The following is a 17,891-nucleotide window of genomic DNA, read 5'->3' as shown; positions in this document are numbered from 1 at the left end:
GCCCACCTGCCCGTACGACGACGGCCGGCCGCCCCGCAGGGTGACCGGCCGACGTCGTGCTACCGGGCGGGGACCGTCAGGCCTCGCCGCCCGCGTTGCCGGACGTGCCGGCGGTGACGTCCATGAGGCGGTACTTCTCGATCGCCTGGGCGGACGCGTCCGCGGGGACCTTGCCCTGCTTGGCGAGCGCCTGCAGCGTGCGCACGACGACGGACGGGCCGTCGATCTTGAAGTGCCGGCGGGCCGCCGCGCGCGTGTCTGAGAACCCGAAGCCGTCGGCCCCGAGCACCTCGTAGTCGCCCGGGACCCACTTGCGGATCTGGTCGGGCACGAGGTGGTCGTAGTCGCTCGTCGCGACGAACGGGCCCTCGAGGCCGGACAGCTTCTCGGTCACGTACGCGACGCGCGGCTCGGCGGCCGGGTCGAGGAACGCGGCCTGGTCGGCGGCGAGGCCGTCGCGGCGCAGCTCGTTCCAGCTCGTCACGCTCCACACGTCGGCCGCCACGCCCCAGTCGTCGTGGAGGAGCTGCTGCGCCTCCAGCGCCCACGGGACTCCCACGCCCGAGGCGAGGATCTGGGCGCGCGGCCCGTCGCCCTCGCCGACGGAGAGGCGGTGGATGCCCTTGAGGATGCCCTCGACGTCCACGTCCTCCGGCTCGGCCGGCTGGACCATCGGCTCGTTGTACACCGTGAGGTAGTACATGACGTTCTGGTCGCGCCCGTCCGCGCCGACGCCGTGCTCGCCGGGGCCGAACATGCGCTCGATGCCGTCGCGCACGATGTGGCGGATCTCGTACCCGTAGGCCGGGTCGTACTGGACCATGGCCGTGTTCGTGCCCGCGATGAGCGGCGAGTGGCCGTCGGCGTGCTGCAGGCCCTCGCCGGTCAGCGTCGTGCGGCCCGCGGTCGCCCCGACGATGAACCCGCGGGTGAGCTGGTCGCCCGCCGCCCAGAACTGGTCGCCCGTGCGCTGGAAGCCGAACATCGAGTAGAAGATGTAGAACGGCACCATGATCTCGCCCTGCGTGGCGTAGGACGTGCCGACCGCCTGGAACGCGGACGCGGAACCGGCCTCGTTGATGCCGGTGTGCATGATCTGGCCGGCCTCGGACTCCTTGTAGCTCAGCATGAGCTCCCGGTCCACGGCGAGGTAGTGCTGGCCCTGGGTGTTGAAAATCTTCGCCGACGGGAAGATCGAGTCCAGGCCGAACGTACGCGCCTCGTCGGGGATGATCGGCACGATGCGCTTGCCGAACTCCTTGTCCTTGATGAGGTCCTTGAGGAGCCGGACGAACGCCATCGTGGTGGCGATCTCCTGCTGGCCAGAGCCCTTCTTGAGGATCTCGTAGGACTTGTCGCCTGGCAGCGTGATCGGCTTGGGCGACGAGCGGCGCTCCGGCACGAACCCGCCGAGCTGCTGACGACGACCGAGGAGGTACTGGATCTCCGGCGCGTCGGGGCCCGGGTGGTAGTACGGGGGCTCGTACGGGTTGGCGTCGAGCTCCTCGTCCGTGATCGGGATGCGCAGCGAGTCGCGCAGCGTCTTGAGGTCGGCGAGGCCGACCTTCTTCATCTGGTGGGTCGCGTTGCGCCCGGCGAAGGTCGAGCCGAGGCCGTAGCCCTTGACCGTGTGCGCGAGGATCACGGTCGGCTGGCCCGTGTGGGCGCGTGCCGCCGCGTACGCCGCGTAGATCTTGCGGTAGTCGTGGCCGCCGCGCTTGAGGTTCCAGATGTCGTCGTCGGTCATGTTCTCGACGAGCTGCTTGGTCCGCGGGTCGCGGCCGAAGAAGTGCTCGCGGATGAACGCGCCGGACTCCGCACGGTACGTCTGGTAGTCGCCGTCGGGCGTGACGTTCATGAGGTTGACCAGGGCGCGGTCCTTGTCCGCGTTGAGCAGGACGTCCCACTCACGGCCCCAGATGACCTTGATGACGTTCCAGCCCGCACCCCGGAACTGCGCCTCGAGCTCCTGGATGATCTTGCCGTTGCCGCGCACCGGGCCGTCGAGGCGCTGGAGGTTGCAGTTCACGACGAACGTCAGGTTGTCGAGCTGCTGCTGCGCCGCGAGCTGGAGCATGCCGCGCGACTCCGGCTCGTCCATCTCGCCGTCGCCGAGGAACGCCCACACGTCCTGCTGCTCCGTGTCGCGGATCCCGCGGTTGTGCAGGTACTTGTCCGTCCACGCCTGGTAGATCGCGCTCGCCGGGCCGAGACCCATGGAGACCGTGGGGTACTCCCAGAAGTCGGGCATGAGGCGCGGGTGCGGGTACGACGGCAGGCCGCCGCCCGCGTGCGACTTCTCCTGGCGGAACCCGTCGAGCTGGTCCGCCGAGAGGCGACCCTCGAGGAACGCGCGCGCGTACACGCCGGGGGAGGCGTGGCCCTGGAAGTAGACCTGGTCGCCGCCGCCGGGGTGGTCCTTGCCGCGGAAGAAGTGGTTGAGGCCCACCTCGTACAGTGTCGCCACCGACGCGTAGGAGGAGATGTGACCGCCGACGCCGATGCCGGGGCGCTGCGCGCGCGTCACCATGACGGCCGCGTTCCAGCGGATCCACGAGCGGTAGCGGCGCTCGAGCGCCTCGTCGCCGGGGAAGTAGGGCTCCTCGTGCACACCGATCGTGTTCACGTAGGGCGTGGTGAAGGAGGTCGGGACGGCGACGTTGCGCTCCCGGGCCCTCTTGAGCAGGTTCAGCAGGACGTAGCGGGCGCGCGGGCCCCCGCGGTCGTCGATCAGGCCGTCGAGGGCCTCGACCCACTCGCCGGTCTCGGCGGGGTCGAAGTCCGGAACCTGGCTGAGCAGACCGTTGATCAGCGGTCCGGTCTCGTCGTACGAAGCCACCAGCAACCTCATATCTCGTCGGATGCCGGGCGCACGGCCGCGCGGTACACGGCCGACACCCGTCTTGGGGCCACTCCGGGCACGCGGCCGCGGCCGCTGGTGGCGACCGCGCCTCTTCACGAGACCAGGGTGGTCTACCCATTGTGTTCACAACGCGCGCGTAAGTCACACCATCGGGTGGTCAAGAGGGCGTGATTTCGGCGACACGGCCCCGCAGGGAGGCTTCCCGGCGTCGTGCGGGTACGGTGCCCGACGACGGGCCGGGTGCCACGTACCGGACCGGGCGTCCGTGGCGGGACCTTGCCAAGCAACGGATCCTCCGGTGGGCTACCTTTGCCAGACACGGCAGGTCGTCGTGCGCGCGGGCGTCCGCCCGCGCGTCGGGCCCGCCGCACGGACGCACAGGACGAGGAAAGGAACGACACGACAGTGACCGAGACCGCAGGACCCATCGGGGCGGACCGCCTGGGGTTCGCGCCCGGCAACGTGGTGCAGGAGTTCGGCTGGTCGGAGGACGTCGACGACGACCTGCGCGGTGAGCTCGAGCAGCTCGTCGGCGGCGAGCTCGTGGACGAGGACTACGACGACGTCACGGACGGTGTGATCGTCTGGTACCGCGAGGACGACGGCGACCTCACCGACCTGCTCGTGGACGTCCAGACCGTGCTCGACGACGGCGGCCTCATCTGGGTGCTCACGCCCAAGCCGGGACGGTCGGGGCACGTGGGCCACAACGACATCCAGGAGGCCGCGACCACGGCCGGGCTGCACGCGACGAGCACGTTCGCCATCGCGCCCGACTGGTCCGCGACGAAGCTCGGGACCCGTGGCCGCGGTCGCTGACGAGGGCGTCGCCGACCTCCGGGCCGCGCCGCCCGGGCCGGGCGACCCCGCACCCGACTTCACGCTGCCCGACACGCACGGCACCCCCGTCCACCTCGCCGACCTGCGCGGCGGGCCGGTGCTGCTCGTGTTCTACCCGTTCGCGTTCTCCGGGATCTGCACGGGCGAGCTCTGCGAGCTGCGCGACAACCTCGAGGACTTCGAGGCCGCCGGCGTCACGCTGCTGGGCATCTCGTGCGACTCGGTCTTCACGCAGAAGGCGTGGGCGGCCCAGGAGGGCTTCGAGTTCGACCTCCTCTCCGACTTCTGGCCCCACGGCGACGTCGCCCGGGCCTATGACGTGCTGGACGAGGAGAACGGCCTCGCACTGCGCGGCTCCTTCCTGCTCGACGCCGACGGGATCGTGCGCTGGTCCGTCGTCAACCCGCGCGGGCAGCGCCGCGACCTCGACGGCTACCGGCGGGCGCTGGAACAGCTCTGACGCTGCGCGCCGCGCGGTGGGGGGCCTCACCGGGCGCGAGGGCAGACGGCGGTCCTCGTGTCGGGTCGTGGCGCCGCGGTGTGGCCGGTGGCGAGGTCCCGACCCGGTAGGCTGTGCTCCGCTGTTCCAGGGCCTGTAGCTCAGCTGGTTAGAGCGCCACGCTTACACCGTGGATGTCGGGGGTTCGAGTCCCTCCGGGCCCACCACCAGGGGTGTTTCCTCTCTGACCTGCACGTTTGCTGATGGGCTTCGTGGACCCTCGCGGACCGAAAAGGACCCTCGTGGGGCTCTACAGCCCCGCCACAGCCCCGCCACAGCCCCACGGGACTCGCGACATCCACCGCGCACCTACCGTCTGGAAGGCGGTGGTGACCGTGCCTAAGGGTGGCTTTGGCTCCGTTGAGTCTCGGCGCAGCAAGACCAACAACAAGATCATCGGTGCCCGGGCTCGCTACTGGGGACCGGACGGCAAGCGGTACACCCGGACGTTCGGCGACAAGCTCTCCGCGCAGATCTGGCTCGTGGAGGAGCGCAAGCTCGTCGACCGCAGCGAGTGGCGTCCGCCGAACCAGCGCGAGGTCGTGCGCAAGCTGACGCTGTCGGCGTGGGCCTCGGAGTACGTCGAGTCGCGGACGCTGGCTCCCGCGACGCGCCGCAACTACGTCCGGTGGCTGGCGGTGTATGTCGAGCCGTCGATCGGGCGCAACTACTTGCTCTACGGCATCGCGCGCACGCACCTCGTCGCACTGGCCAAGACAGTTCCGGCGACCAGCCTGACCGACTACTGGTTCGTGCTGCAGGTCCTCGACTCGCTGCACGACCCGATGAACCGGCCCTCAGCCGAGCAGCCGGCCACGAGCTCCCCGCCCGTGCACTACGCGGCGGCCCGCGCCGCAATCACCGCGCTCTGCGCGTTCGATCTGGACAACCGCGCCGTCCTCTCGATCCGGGATGTCCTCGACCGCGAGTGGGAGAACAACCCCGAACACACCTCCCACCCGGCTCTGGACCGTGCGTGATGTACGGCCAGGTCACGAGTGCGCTGCATGCGTCGATGACGCAACTCCTCGCTATGCGCCGACCGTCGTTCTACCTCGGCGGCGCCAACGGCAACCGCAAGGCGACGACGACGGCCGGGGAACGCGCCGCCGCGACGGCGAGGATCCTGCGCTATCGCAAGGTGATCTGGGACTACGCGCTGGCGGTCACCGAGGCTGCGACACCCGTCCACGTCATCGACGGCTGGGAGACACCGCACCGCCTGCTGCACTGGCTTCGGACGGACCAGCCCAGGACGGATGCACTTCCCGGCGGGCGCGGCGTGAACGCCGCCGAGCTCGCCGCGGTGCAGGACACCCGACTCACCGAGACGTGGCGCAGAGCCGCGGTGGCCGCGATGACCGGACGCGAGCGCGAGCTGCCCGCCGTCGCCGACAGGGTCCGGTTCGACGACGCACGCGTCCTGCTGCGAGACGCCGCTGACCTCACCTGGGCGCTGATAGCGCTCGACGCCCGGTACTTCCCGCTACCCGGCTGGCAGCGCCTCAGCACGAAGTCGAAGTGGCAGGACTCGTTCTCCACGAAGGTGCCTCACCTCGTCGACTCCGCGCTGTCCGCCGCGCAGCTCTGCAGCCAGTGGGCGGCGGGCGTCACCGACGCCGAAGCCAGCGCCGTCGACCGGCTTGGGTACCGGCCACTGTCGGCGCTCCTGCGGATGCCCTACCCGTTCGGGTTCGATGGCGCGATCGCGGCCCAGCACAACCTGCTTGTCGGGCTCGGGGCTGAGTTTCCGTCCGTGGACTCGCTGATCGCGATCGTACGCGCGCAGCGGCTGGTGTCCGCTCTCGTCACTAGGGCGGCTGAGGCGGTCGAGGCCCACGACCTGGCGATCCAATTCGCGAGGCGCGCCGAGAACTATCAGAAGCTCCTCGGGATGCTAATGGAGCGCGTGGCAGGCGCCGCTGGCCGTGGCCTGGGCGCCGTCGTGGACGCTGAAGCCGCGCAGCGCGCGATGGAAGACGCTGTCGGAACGGGGGAGCCAGTCAGCGGTGACCAGCTCGCGTGGCTGCGTCGGCTCTTCACGATGACCGACGCGTGCCTTGCCGTTCGGGTCAGGCAGGGCATCGATCAGCGGCGGTACTTCGTCTGGAACGAACTTTCACTGTCAGGAGTCGGCGTTGGCGGTGTGCGGCGAGCGGTGCGGAAGTACGAGCCGATCGACGGCCGCAACCACCCGAACCTCTTTACGGCAGTGAAGGCGTTGGCGCCGGCCACGGAGGTGTCGATGCCAGTGGAGGGCGGGCCGCGGCGCGACCGGTTCACGAAGGTCGTCGAGATGTCGCGCGAGCAGGACAGGCTTCGTCGGTATGGCGACATCCCTTTGCGCCAAGGCGGCAAGTCGCAGACCCATGTAGTGGCACTTCCGCCCATGTAGCGGGCGATTCGTCGCGAGGGGTCTCTCGCGCTGACCTGCACAGTTTCACCCGTTGGTACTGTGCCGCCGATAGGCAGTCGTCAGTATTGTCTGGAGCATCACACTGGCAGGTTGCTGAGGGGTACGGGTTTAGCAGTGGTGCTCATGCCTGGGGCGAAGTCGCCGATGCACACGTCTGGCGGGGAGCGCCGTGCCGCCAGACTCCTGGCGATGACGGATGATCCGACGGTCCCTGCCGTCCCGGCGGAGTGGATCGGCCCAATGCTCGCCCTTGGCACAAGGACGCGCCGCTACGTCGAGTGCAACCGCGGTCGGCAGCTGATCGTTGCGGTCTCCGTCCCGCGCCGGGAGTTCGCTGCGGCTCTCGTTGCGTGTGGCTGGACGATGACCAACCCCGCTCTACATGCCGATGACCCAGTTGATGTCCTCAGGTCGTTGCCAAGCAACTCCGCTGTACGTCTAGTCACGAAAACCGAGGTCATTCACGACACTCTCGTCAGGGTCGACGCAAGCCGGACCTCATCCCGCGTCCAGTTGCGTGGACCCACCCTGCTCGCGCAGGTCATCGTCGCCGCTTCTCCGGCGCCAGCTACCGAGACGCCAAGACGGAGCCCAAAGCCGGTGCCCGGAACCCTTGGGGTGCTCGCGCGTCTTGAAGAGACATGGGACTCGCGGCTATCGGCCCCGATTGCTGATCTGGCTGTCGTCGGCACGAAGGCATGGCTGCGAGAGGACCTGTCGGCTTTTGTAAGCACCGAGCCTGGACTTGTGATGGCGCCGACGCGTGCACAGGCGTACCAGGCGGCAGAGCGTCGTACGAATGGAAGTCTTGTCGGCTACGGCACCCTTGCAGACATCGTTCTCCCCGACGATGAAGGAGCCGCAACATGGGCAACGCGGCTCTACTCGGCGGCAAAGTTCGCTGAACAGCTGCCGCTGCCGTCGGACGTCGAGGCGGTCGTCTTGGACGGTTCGGGTGCGATCAAGTACACGGCAGAGATAGAGGCCCCTGTGATCATCTGTGTTATCGACCGCTCAGTTGCCGACGACTCCGCCGCCGAGATCCTCATTCAGCTGCGGAACACTCGTGGTACGCCGGTGTCATTGAGCCGCGACCTCGGCTGGAGCGCGCCGGCGGGTGTCGAGGGCATTTCGTTCACGGTGGCGCTGTGACAACCGTCGCACTGCTCAACCAGCGGTACCGGGCAGTCGCCGACCTGACCCGGAATGGACTAGAGATCATAAGCGTCGGCGACCCAACGGGCGCTGCGTTCAACTCGACGGTCCGATCGCTCCTGCGCGTTGCTAGCGACGATGGGCACGGGCTCTGGGACGACCTCATCGGTGCAGCAAAATCGCTTCGATGGAAGATGCTTGCGCATCCGGCGCCCATCGCGGTCAACCCAGCACTGCCTGAAGCCGTCGCGAAGGTGATTGATCAGTGCAGGCGATTGCGAGGCGCAGTCGCTGACTTGGGGCTGATTGATGAGCTGCGAATGTCTGCCGAGGCTGTCGCTGTGAGCGACCCTCCCGTGGGCTGCTTGCTGCTCGAGTCTATCGAGGAGGTTGTGGTAGAGAACTGCGTGGTCGTTGCAATGAATGGAGCTGCGCAGGCAGCGATGCACGAGTGGCTCGCACCGCATGGAGCGCTCGTGCTGACCCCCGGCGATCTTGAACGTCGGCAGCCGGACCGCGAGGTCACGTACGCTGTCGGGCCGCCTCGCTTCTTCCGTTCCTCACTCGTTACGGCTCCCGTGACCGGCGAGTTGGGGTTCCTGCTTCCCGAGTGGTTCCGTGACCGGACCGTTCCTGCCTCCGCGATCGCTGAGTACGCCGAAGGGGCCATCCGCATCCGACCCCGGCACTTCACTAGCGGTGTTCAGGCCGCGCCAGACGGCGGGCGCGTCGACGGTGAGGAATCAGCCGTCGAGGACGACCTACTGCCCGAGCCGGTCTGGGGCGAAAGAAAGACCGCCACGCGACCCCCAGGTGTTGACGAAGTCGAGGCTCGGAAGGTGCTGCTTGCAGGCGGCTTCGCCATGTGGCTGGATGACGGAGAGCGGATCCGAACGCTTGAGCCGCGCCAACCCGCGCGAGAACGTGTTACGTACACGGAGGTGTCGTCGGTCAGGCCCGGTACCTACCTGCTCCTGCGGATCGGCGCCGGAGAGCGAGGTGCCCTCTACGAGTCGGCGTTGCGGGAGTTGGGAAGCGCGGCGGACGGTATCGCCGAGACGCAGGCCGCCTGGAAATGTGCGCTCGCGCGTCGCCTCGATGACCTCGGCAAGGGCGAGGTCGTTCGGCGGCTCTCGAAGCTCGGCGTGAAGGCGAGCGAGCAGGCTCGCGCGTGGACCGACCCGAGCTTCGTACGTCCCAACCGTGATGAGGACATGCGCTTAACGCTTCGCTGGCTCGGCGTCTCAGCTGAGCCGACCCTTGGGAACGCGACGAAGCTGCGGCATGCGGTACACAAGGCGAACGCGGCTGTTCGGAGAGGGCTGGAGGCTGCCGTGGCGGCGGCCGACCTCAGCGGCCTCGAGTCGACGGGCCACCTCCAGTTGGCGCTCACGACGTCAGAGGGTGCGCGGCCGATCGTTGCGACGAAGATCCTGGCTATCGCGCCGTTTAAGGAGATCCAGATGCGCCATGACGCCCGGGTTCCCTTCGAGGATGCAGGTGCTCAGTGGCTCGAATGATCCCCGCGTTCTGCCCGGAGGATGCGCCCCCGGGCGAGAAGGCGCTCTACACAGCGCTCGCGACTGACCGTGCTACGGACGACTGGGTCGTCTTGCATTCAATGGGCATCGCACGTCACACGCACCAGGTCGAGGGCGAGGCTGACTTTGTTGTGGTCGCACCCGACGCTGGCATCCTCGTCATCGAGGTGAAGTCGCACCTAGCCGTCAGGCGACGTGATGACGGCCTATGGGTGCTCGGCAACGACGCACCAAAGAAGCGAGGACCGTTCGAGCAAGCACGCGAGGCCAGGTACTCGATCGGCGGCTATCTCAAGCGCAAGGGCATTGATCTCGATCACGTCGCGATGCCCTACTCGGTCTGGTTCACGCATGTGCGCGCGCGTACAACGCTTCCAGAGTCGGTCGAATGGCATCCCTGGCAGGTCCTCGACTCCGAGGACCTGCGGATCGATGCCGCAGAAGCGGTCCGTCGGACGCTCACTGCTGGCGCACTCCATCTGCGTGAGAAGCGCGGCGGGTACGCCGCGTACGGCACCGGTCCGTCGGCGGACCTGGCGGCCCGCGTGGTATCGGCACTGCGGCCGCGCTTCGAGATCGCTGCTGTTCACGGAGACGTCCGACGCGCCCGCCGCGAGCAACTCGTGGAGTTTGTCGAGGAGCAGTATCAGGCGTTGGACTCGATGTCTGACAACCACGCCGTTCTCTTCACGGGTCCCGCGGGCTCCGGCAAGACTTTTCTGGCCGCTGAAGCAGCTCGGCGCGAAGTCGCCCAAGGGAGCAATGGGCAACTCTTCTGCTTCAACCGATTCCTCGGCGTGCACCTCGCCACTGAGATGTCTACCCTGTCGGGCCTTCGTGTCGGCACCTTCCACCAAGAGTTGCTTCGTCTCGCTGGCGAGACTGCTCCGCCGAACGCCGATTCGACCTACTGGGAGGAAGAGCTTCCGGACCGGGCCATTGAGGCTCTACTTGCGACCGACGAGCCAGCCAGCGACTTCCTCGTCGTGGATGAGGTCCAGGACCTGGTGTCTGAGCGCTATCTCGACGTGCTTGACCTGATAGTCGAGGGTGGTCTCGCTGGTGGGCGCATCCTCGCGTTTGGAGACTTCGAGCGTCAGGCTCTGTTCTCTGCCGCTGACGGGCGAGACACACTGCGCGCTCGCGCACCCCACCTCGTTCATATGCGCCTCACTGAGAACTGTCGGAACCTGCCGAGGATCGGGTACCAGGTCAATCTCTTCTCAGGCCTCAACCCTGGGTACCGGAGATTCCGCCGACAGGACGATGGCGTTGATCCGACGCTCATCTCGTATAAGGACAGCAACGAGCAGCAGTCCCACCTGGTGGTAACGCTCAGGATGCTCAAGGACGAGGGATATGACCTCAACGAGATCGTGGTCCTGAGCCCCCTGCGAGACTGTTCGACCGCGAGCCTCGCAACCGACCCTTGGCTTCGACAGGTATTGCAGCCGATAAACGGGCGTCCGGCGAAACCCGGCAGAGTTCGGTTCGGAACCGTCCATTCCTTCAAGGGCTTGGACGCACCCGCCGTCGTCGTGACAGATCTGGATAACGGGTCTGTGGCCAACTTTGACTCTGTCCTGTATGTCGCACTCACCCGAGCGACGGATCGCCTCGTCGCCTACATCGAGGCAGGCACGTACCGAGCAGCACTTGGAGGTGCAGCATGACGGGGATTGAGGCACGACAGATCGTCGAGGACGCCGTACGGCGGGAGCTGTTCGGCCCAATTTCGGGCCAGGGGCCGCAGGGCAAGCCTATCGACTGCTCGGTCAGGAAGGTGAAGTTCCCCACCGCCGAGGAGAGCCGCGGTGTGTTTCACGACGCAACGACTCTTGAGGAAATTCTCACGCAGACGGAGCCGCTGAAGCGATACGGCATCGGAGTTCTCTACAGCGGAGCAGCAGCCAGCGGGACGTCCATCGCGGAGCCGGCGACTGGCATTCCCGACATCGATGTGTCTTGGGTACCGGGGCTCGCTAATAGCCCGGAGGACCCGTCCGTCGAGCCAACGGGGCTGAAGGGCACGCCTCGCTCCGACGAGCCAGACTCGGACGACTTCGATCTCTCAGACGCTAATCACTTCAAGCCGTCCGCGATGGCGGTGTCGTTCAAATGTCGCGTTTCGGCGGGAGGCGCCCTCAACATCGAAGTCCGTGGCGCTTACTACGACAAAGTCGCAGCGGAGATCCCGGGGGTCGCCCGAGCTCAGGACTGGTGGGTCAGGGTCCCGTTCGTGATCAGTGGATCCGTTCCCGCCGATTTGTTGCTTGGATCCGTCAACAAGCTGATGAACATCCCGATGTCCGTGGCTTCGGGACCAGAGCAGCCGCGACTAAAGCCGATAACTCAGGTCTTCAGCCGCCCCGTTCCAGGCGAAGCTGGCCATGACCTGCGGCTGGTGACGGTTGCTGTCGCCAACCAGACAGTCGGAAGCGGTTCGGCGAGCGCTCTGTTCCAAGTCAGCTTCCGTGCGTCGGCTGGAGAAGGCCTGGCGATCGAGCCCTACCCGGACGTCGAACAGCCAGAGGGGGATGACGAGGAGCAATCGATCGCGCTCCTCTACAGGCACAAGCTGACATATGCAATTGGGCATGGGTGCGCGGCATCGTGGGCCGATCCAACTTCCGAGGCCAGCACTTCGAGCGCCTGGGTGGAAGCGGACCCGATCCCCGTCTATGAGGTAGTCAGCCTGACTCCAAACGTGTACATCGGAGAAGGTTCAAATCGCCGCGCGGTGACGGTGAGCATGGCAGCACTCGCCGCTGGCAGCGATGACGGCCGCGAGCAGGTTGAGACCGTGCTGCGACTATACGAGGAGTGGATCGGTGGACTTGAGGGTCAGATAGACGACCTCCCGGCGCATTTCCACCCAGCGGCACGCGACCACGTTCGTCGTTGTAGGGAAGCGCTCTGTCGCATGGTGGAAGGCTGGAAGCTCGTCACGACGCCATCCCTAGCGAGCGACGCCTTCAAACTCGCGAACGAGGCGATGCTCCAGCAGCAGGTGCGGTCGCGGTTGCCACTCCGCGAGGTGGAGCAGGGGAAGGACAAGATCTGGCGCGTCGCTGGCGCGCACCCGGCGGCGGCTCCTCAGCCCGGTCAGGGTCAGTGGCGCCCGTTCCAGATTGGCTTCATCCTGGCGAGCCTGCCCGAGTTGATTGATCCGTCTCACGCTGCGCGCGAGCTCGTCGATCTCATCTACTTTCCGACGGGCGGAGGCAAGACCGAGGCATACCTCGGCGCCTCGGCCGTCTCCCTGCTCGCCCGTCGTCTCCGCAACAAGGACGACGCGGGCACTGACACACTGATGAGGTACACACTCCGGCTGCTCACTGCACAGCAGTTCCTGCGGGCGTCAGCACTGGTCTGCGTGCTCGAGGACCTGCGCTCGAAGGCCCCCGAAAAGTTGGGCGATACGCCATTCGGGATCGGAATCTGGCTCGGTGGATCATCCACACCGAACCGGTGGACCCAAGCGGTTGATTCGCTGAAGCAGCTCAGACGCAGCCCACAGGCCCAGAACAAGTTCCTGCTGCTGCGCTGCCCCTGGTGCGGTGCCCAGATGGGCACAAAGCAGAAGGGCAGTCAGCAGGAGGTGATCGGTTACGAGCAGGTCGGAACCAAGGTGGTACTCCGGTGCATCGACCCGGCTTGTCGGTTCACGGGACGTAAGGGGCTGCCGGTTCACGTCGTCGATGAAGACATCTACGCTGTGCGTCCATCGATCATCATTGGAACTGTCGACAAGTTCGCCATGATGGCCTGGAGGCCAGAGGCGCGGCGCATCTTCGGCCTCGGCGACGACGGCGTCCGTGAGGTCTCGCCACCGAGTGTGATCATCCAGGACGAGCTGCACCTGATCTCCGGGCCGCTGGGATCGATGGTCGGGCTTTATGAGCCGGTGATCGATGAGCTCTGTACCGATAGGCGTGGTCCGGCGCCAGTTGCCCCGAAGATCATTGCGTCAACCGCAACTGTGCGTCGCTACGAGCACCAGATACGCGGCCTGTTCGGCAGGACGGAGGTGGCGTTGTTTCCACCCCACGGACTTGAGGAAGGTCGTTCGTTCTTCGCTGAGCCGGAGGCCCAGTCGGATGGGTCACCAGCACCCGGGCGGCGCTACCTCGGCGTGATGAGCTCCTCGCTTGGGTCCATGCAGACGGTCCAGGTCCGCGTAGCGGCGTCGACGCTCCAGGCCGGCGCTTCGATCTCCGAGGCTGACCGCGACGGCTACTGGACTAATCTCAACTTCCTAAACAGCCTTCGCGAGCTCGGGAACACCGTTTCCCTTCTCGAGTCGGACGTCCCCGACTACCTCACTGCCCTCCGTCGTCGTGACGAGATCGATCCGCGCTGGCCCAGGAACACGATGGAACTGACCTCGCGTCGACGGAGCGACGAGATCCCTAAGGCCATCGAGCAACTGCAGATTCGTGTCGATGATGACTCGTGCGTCGACATCTGCCTTGCGTCGAACATCATCGAGGTCGGCGTAGATATCGACCGCCTTGGGCTCATGACGATTGTCGGACAGCCCAAGACCACGGCGCAGTACATCCAGGTGAGTGGTCGTGTCGGGCGAAAGCCAGAAGTCAGTCCGGGCCTGGTCATCACCATATACGGTGCCGCAAAGCCTCGTGACCGAAGCCACTACGAACGGTTCAGGACATACCACCAGCAGCTGTACGCACAGGTCGAACCAACCTCGGTGACGCCATTCGCCACTCCGGTGCTCCGGCGAGCACTTCACGGAGCTGCCGTGGCCTACATCAGGCAAGTTGCGCCCACCGCTGAGCCGTACCCATTTCCTCGCGAGGAGTACGACGCGGCGATTGAGCTCCTTCGGACGCGGGCGGAGATCGCTGACGAAGGCGAGTTGCCCGTCCTCGACATCCTTGCCGCCAAGCGATCCCAACAGTGGGAGGCCTGGGAACGGACGGAGTGGGAGGCGAACGTGATCGGCGGCAACCCGAAGCAGGGGCTCATGCGGTACGCGGGCACCCTCCCTGACCTTGATGCGAAGACGCCAATCTGGGATGTCCCGACGAGCATGCGCAACGTTGATGCGGAGTGCCGCCTGCAGATCTCGCAGGCGTATGCGATGGCCGACGCCGAACTGGGAGACGAGATTCTGTGAGTACGGGGAACATGCGACGAGCGCAGCTCGTCACGCCGTTCGGCGTCGGCGCGATGAGCGTTCTAGTCAACGGCACATCGGTCATCACCGCTGGCCTCGACCACTGGTACGAGTTCGATCACACAGGGAGCATCCTGGCGCTCGAGGAGTATCAGGAACATGACTGGAGGCTTGAGTCCCGCCTGCGCGTTTCTGAGTTCCGGTTGCCGCCGGATTACCGGTACTCAGGGTCCGGCACCGATCAGCGCAACGTGAAACTGACGGTTCCGGTGCTGCGCTTCCCTCTTTGGTGCTTCTGTCCGTACTGCAAGCGGCTCAAGAAGAGCACCCTCACAATGCGCCAGCAAGAGGAGTGCAAGGACTCGTCGCACGCGACTTGGAAGTACAAGCCAAAGATGGCGCAGGTGCCGTTCGTCGCGATCTGCAGCAAGGGTCACCTCGACGACTTTCCCTTCGACAAGTGGGTTCACCACTCCCATCAGCCGGGGTGTGCGGGCGTCCTCCGGCTCACCTCCCGAGGCGGTGGAGGCCTTGAAGGCCAGGTCGTCAAGTGCGACAAGTGCGGCAAGGAGCGCTCGCTCCGCGGCATTACGGAACCGTCTCGGGACGTCTCGGGGAACGAGAGCACCGCGCTCACGGAACGTCTCGTCGGCCCATCCGAGCCGTACTACTGCCCCGGGGCGCGGCCTTGGCTAGCCGAAAAAAATGGCCCGTGCGACCAGCCGATTCGTGGTGCCCTGCGTGCAGCAGGCAACGTTTACTTCCCGAAGGTGGAGTCTTCCATCTACCTGCCCCGCGTGGAGGGCGCGGTCTCGGCCGAGATGCATGAGCTGCTGCGTCACCCCGCCGTCAGCACGACGCTGCGCACGCTCCACGATGCGTTTGAGGGTTCCGTGACTATCGAGATGCTCCGCAAGTCTCTCGAGCGGAACGTGCCGGCAGAGCTGTTCAGGCCGATCACTGACGAGGAGTTGTGGGCCGGCTACCTCGATTTCTTCGGCGTAGGTACCCCCAAGCCGGAGTCCGCTGAGTCATCTGGTGAATCGGAACTTCTTACCGGAGATGACGAGTGGAGACACCCCGAGTATCTGAAGATCAGGGAGGAGCCTAAGGACGACTTCCTCGCCGGGAAGGATCCCGGGATTGACGATGGCCTGCGCCGCCACCTCGGCCGCGTTCGGTCTGTCAACGTGCTTCGCGAGACGCGGGCCCTGCGAGGATTCACACGTGTCCGCGACGACGTGCTGAAGCTGAGCGAGGGGAAGGCGCTGCTCCGTCGCGACTCCCTCCCGCCTCTTCAGGACTGGCTCCCGGCCTATGTCGTCAAGGGCGAGGGCATCTACGTGGAACTCGATCGAGATGAGCTGTCCCGCTGGGAGAGTCGCGCCGAGATCCAAGCGCGCGCGGACAAGATTGCCAAGCAGTACGGCCATGTTGCCACGCAGCGGGGCCTTCAAGAGCGAGTGCTGAGCCCGCGGTTCATCCTCCTTCACACCCTTGGACACCTGCTCATCAACGAGCTTGTGTTCGAGTGCGGTTACAGCTCGGCATCGCTTCGGGAGCGCCTGTACGCGTCGACTATGCCCGGTCGCGAAATGGCCGGCCTGCTCATCTACACAGCGGCCGGCGACTCGGAGGGCACCATGGGCGGGCTCGTTCGCATGGCGCGGCCCGAGAAACTCCGGGCAGTCGTCGGCGCTGCCGTCAGAGACGCGCAGTGGTGCTCCACCGATCCGGTGTGCATGGACGCCGGCGAGAGGGGGCAAGGTCCCGATTCATGCAACATGGCGGCCTGTCACGGATGCGCGTTGCTTCCGGAGACGAGTTGCGAGGAGTTCAACCGCTTCCTCGACCGCGGCATGGTGGTCGGGACGTTCGCGGACCCGACGCTCGGCTACTTCTCGAACCTCGAGATCTGACTGAAGCGGCCGGTCGTGGTTCATGCCGTGCGTAGGAACCGCGACCGGCAAGGCAGACGGCTGCGCGGGCAACGCGACGCTGTCGTGGAAAACTGTAGCCATGGAGAGCCGCCCTACCCCGCGTGCCTGGTTGCTCATGGCAGCCGGTGATATCCGTGGGCACGGCGGCAACGCCTGCTACGACGACCAGATCGACGCCTACTCCTGGGGCTCTAGGGTACCCAACCACAAGAAGTTGCAGGTTGGCGATCCGATCGCGCTCTTGGGACAAGGAGAGGCTGCTCGGCGTCTCGGTCATTGAAGAGATCACGACGTCGAAGGGACTCAAGCTCGTCCGACGGTGCCCGAATTGTCGGCTGACCCGCATCGCGCCGCGGAAGAAGTTGACGCCGCGTTTCCGCTGCATGAAGTGTTTACACGAGTTCGACCTACCGATCGTCGACCAGGAGACCGACGCGTAATTCACGGCCCGGTATGACGCAGCCTGGACACCCCTCGACGGTCTTCTCAATGGTGCCGAGCTCACGCCGAGTTCGGCGTCACCCATCGATGGGGGCCGTGGGCACTGGGCCTGCCAGCCTCTGGGGACAGATTCTCAAGCCTTGAGCCGTAGCGGCGGCACGGTGATTCCGGTAGCGAGAAAGCGTGCCAGCGGGACTGCAACCCAGTCCTCGGGACCGATCACGTGCCCGAAGGTGCGGGCTGCCGCCCGCTCGTCGACCCACTTGCCTACGAGCACGATGAGGTCATGGTGGTCGCGGAGCGTCTGCTTCGCCTCGCGGATCCGCTTCATGGGGTCGTCCAGGTTGGCACCGACGGTTGCCAGTGCCGACCGCGGGATCACGACCTCGGGCAGGAACCGGAACAGCGCCGTGGCCCGCTTCCGGAGGCCGTCGGTCCCGAAGACGGTCTGGAGCTGGCTGAGCGTGAGTAGCTTCAGCGGCTGCGGCGGCAGGTCGGCCCACGTCACTACCGGCAGGGCATACGCCCTGAATGGGCCGACCAGGGGCGACCGCTTCAGGTCCTGGTTGCCCTTCCCGCCGCTGAGCCATGCCCGATGGGTGCGCATGAGCCACGCGGCGAACCTGTGGGCCTTCGGGTCGATCCGGATCATCAGGGTGACCTGGCACTGGCCCTCCCGCGGGATCATCCAGGGCGCGGTGGCGTCCTTGACGGTGCCTTTGATTTCGACGGGCACCCCGGCTATCTCCGTGTCCAGGGGCGGTACCTTCTGCAGGCCGAGGCGCTCGATGACGTGGTACTGGAGCTTGGTGCCCACAGACGACCGCTCGTCGGAGTCGACGCGCGGGTCTAGCAGGTCGAACCGCCACGTGCGCGCCCCGTCGAGCACGTACTGCACGGCGTCATCGGCTGCGATCCGGAGGAGGTCCTCGACCGGCTGCGCCGTCAGCCACTGGTAGACCGCCTGGAGCTCCGAGTCCTGCTGAGGATCGAGGATCACGTGGGCCGGCGCCCGGACGCCCTTCCGCATATCTGGCTGGCACATGGACCCGG

11 protein-coding genes and 1 tRNA gene are annotated in these 17,891 nt (G+C 66.3%); 10 read left to right on the top strand and 2 right to left on the bottom strand.

Going from position 1 to position 17,891, the window contains the following annotated elements:
- Positions 1-76 precede the first annotated feature (76 nt).
- Positions 77-2,839 carry a pyruvate dehydrogenase (acetyl-transferring), homodimeric type gene (aceE, locus tag JOE63_RS14450; protein ID WP_204542288.1) on the bottom strand — a complete coding sequence of 921 codons (2,763 nt, stop codon included), beginning with the start codon at positions 2,837-2,839 and terminating at the stop codon, positions 77-79.
- 429 nt (positions 2,840-3,268) lie between these two features.
- On the opposite strand from aceE, the gene JOE63_RS14445 reads away from it, so the two are divergent.
- The 10 genes from JOE63_RS14445 to drmB all read left to right on the top strand — a co-directional run bounded on the left by JOE63_RS14445 (position 3,269) and on the right by drmB (position 16,376).
- Positions 3,269-3,682, top strand: a complete 414-nt coding sequence (locus JOE63_RS14445) for a DUF3052 domain-containing protein (protein WP_087472398.1) — start codon at positions 3,269-3,271, stop codon at positions 3,680-3,682.
- A complete protein-coding gene (locus JOE63_RS14440; RefSeq protein WP_204542287.1) occupies positions 3,666-4,163 on the top strand; it encodes a peroxiredoxin in 498 nt (165 codons plus the stop codon). Before JOE63_RS14445 ends, JOE63_RS14440 begins: the two co-directional genes overlap by 17 nt.
- Before the next feature lie 129 nt (positions 4,164-4,292).
- Positions 4,293-4,369: transfer RNA gene (locus JOE63_RS14435), tRNA-Val, on the top strand.
- A 162-nt stretch (positions 4,370-4,531) separates the two neighbouring features.
- Entirely contained in the window at positions 4,532-5,182 is a 651-nt protein-coding gene (locus tag JOE63_RS14430; RefSeq protein WP_204542286.1) for a hypothetical protein, read from the top strand.
- The gene (locus JOE63_RS14425) at positions 5,179-6,597 is read left to right on the top strand and encodes a hypothetical protein (protein ID WP_204542285.1); all 1,419 of its coding nucleotides are present in this window, start codon (positions 5,179-5,181) and stop codon (positions 6,595-6,597) included. Before JOE63_RS14430 ends, JOE63_RS14425 begins: the two co-directional genes overlap by 4 nt.
- Before the next feature lie 210 nt (positions 6,598-6,807).
- Entirely contained in the window at positions 6,808-7,770 is a 963-nt protein-coding gene (locus JOE63_RS21085) for a hypothetical protein (protein ID WP_239576719.1), read from the top strand.
- On the top strand, positions 7,767-9,293 hold the full coding sequence (locus JOE63_RS14415; RefSeq protein WP_204542284.1) for a hypothetical protein: 1,527 nt from the start codon (positions 7,767-7,769) through the stop codon (positions 9,291-9,293). Before JOE63_RS21085 ends, JOE63_RS14415 begins: the two co-directional genes overlap by 4 nt.
- Complete coding sequence (locus JOE63_RS14410; protein WP_204543752.1) at positions 9,290-10,987, top strand: nuclease-related domain-containing DEAD/DEAH box helicase; 1,698 nt, start codon at positions 9,290-9,292, stop codon at positions 10,985-10,987. The genes JOE63_RS14415 and JOE63_RS14410 overlap by 4 nt, the downstream gene beginning before the upstream one ends.
- The gene (locus JOE63_RS14405; protein WP_204542283.1) at positions 10,984-14,457 is read left to right on the top strand and encodes a helicase-related protein; all 3,474 of its coding nucleotides are present in this window, start codon (positions 10,984-10,986) and stop codon (positions 14,455-14,457) included. Before JOE63_RS14410 ends, JOE63_RS14405 begins: the two co-directional genes overlap by 4 nt.
- Positions 14,458-14,468: 11 nt before the next feature.
- Entirely contained in the window at positions 14,469-16,376 is a 1,908-nt protein-coding gene (gene drmB, locus JOE63_RS14400; RefSeq protein ID WP_239576717.1) for a DUF1998 domain-containing protein, read from the top strand.
- A 595-nt stretch (positions 16,377-16,971) separates the two neighbouring features.
- Here drmB and JOE63_RS14395 read toward each other — a convergent pair.
- On the bottom strand, positions 16,972-17,868 hold the full coding sequence (locus tag JOE63_RS14395; RefSeq protein ID WP_204542279.1) for a NaeI family type II restriction endonuclease: 897 nt from the start codon (positions 17,866-17,868) through the stop codon (positions 16,972-16,974).
- Positions 17,869-17,891 lie beyond the last annotated feature (23 nt).

Source organism: Cellulosimicrobium cellulans (genome assembly GCF_016907755.1).
GTDB lineage: Bacteria > Actinomycetota > Actinomycetes > Actinomycetales > Cellulomonadaceae > Cellulosimicrobium > Cellulosimicrobium cellulans_D.
This window is presented reverse-complemented; position numbering and strand designations above follow the sequence as displayed.

Bases quoted from the DNA above. Each gene is read 5' to 3' on its own strand.
- JOE63_RS21085 (WP_239576719.1), top strand. From the start codon at position 6,808: ATGACGGATGATCCGACGGTCCCTGCCGTCCCGGCGGAGTGGATCGGC.
- JOE63_RS14410 (WP_204543752.1), top strand. From the start codon at position 9,290: ATGATCCCCGCGTTCTGCCCGGAGGATGCGCCCCCGGGCGAGAAGGCG.
- JOE63_RS14405 (WP_204542283.1), top strand. From the start codon at position 10,984: ATGACGGGGATTGAGGCACGACAGATCGTCGAGGACGCCGTACGGCGG.
- drmB (WP_239576717.1), top strand. From the start codon at position 14,469: ATGCGACGAGCGCAGCTCGTCACGCCGTTCGGCGTCGGCGCGATGAGC.
- JOE63_RS14395 (WP_204542279.1), bottom strand. From the start codon at position 17,868: ATGCGGAAGGGCGTCCGGGCGCCGGCCCACGTGATCCTCGATCCTCAG.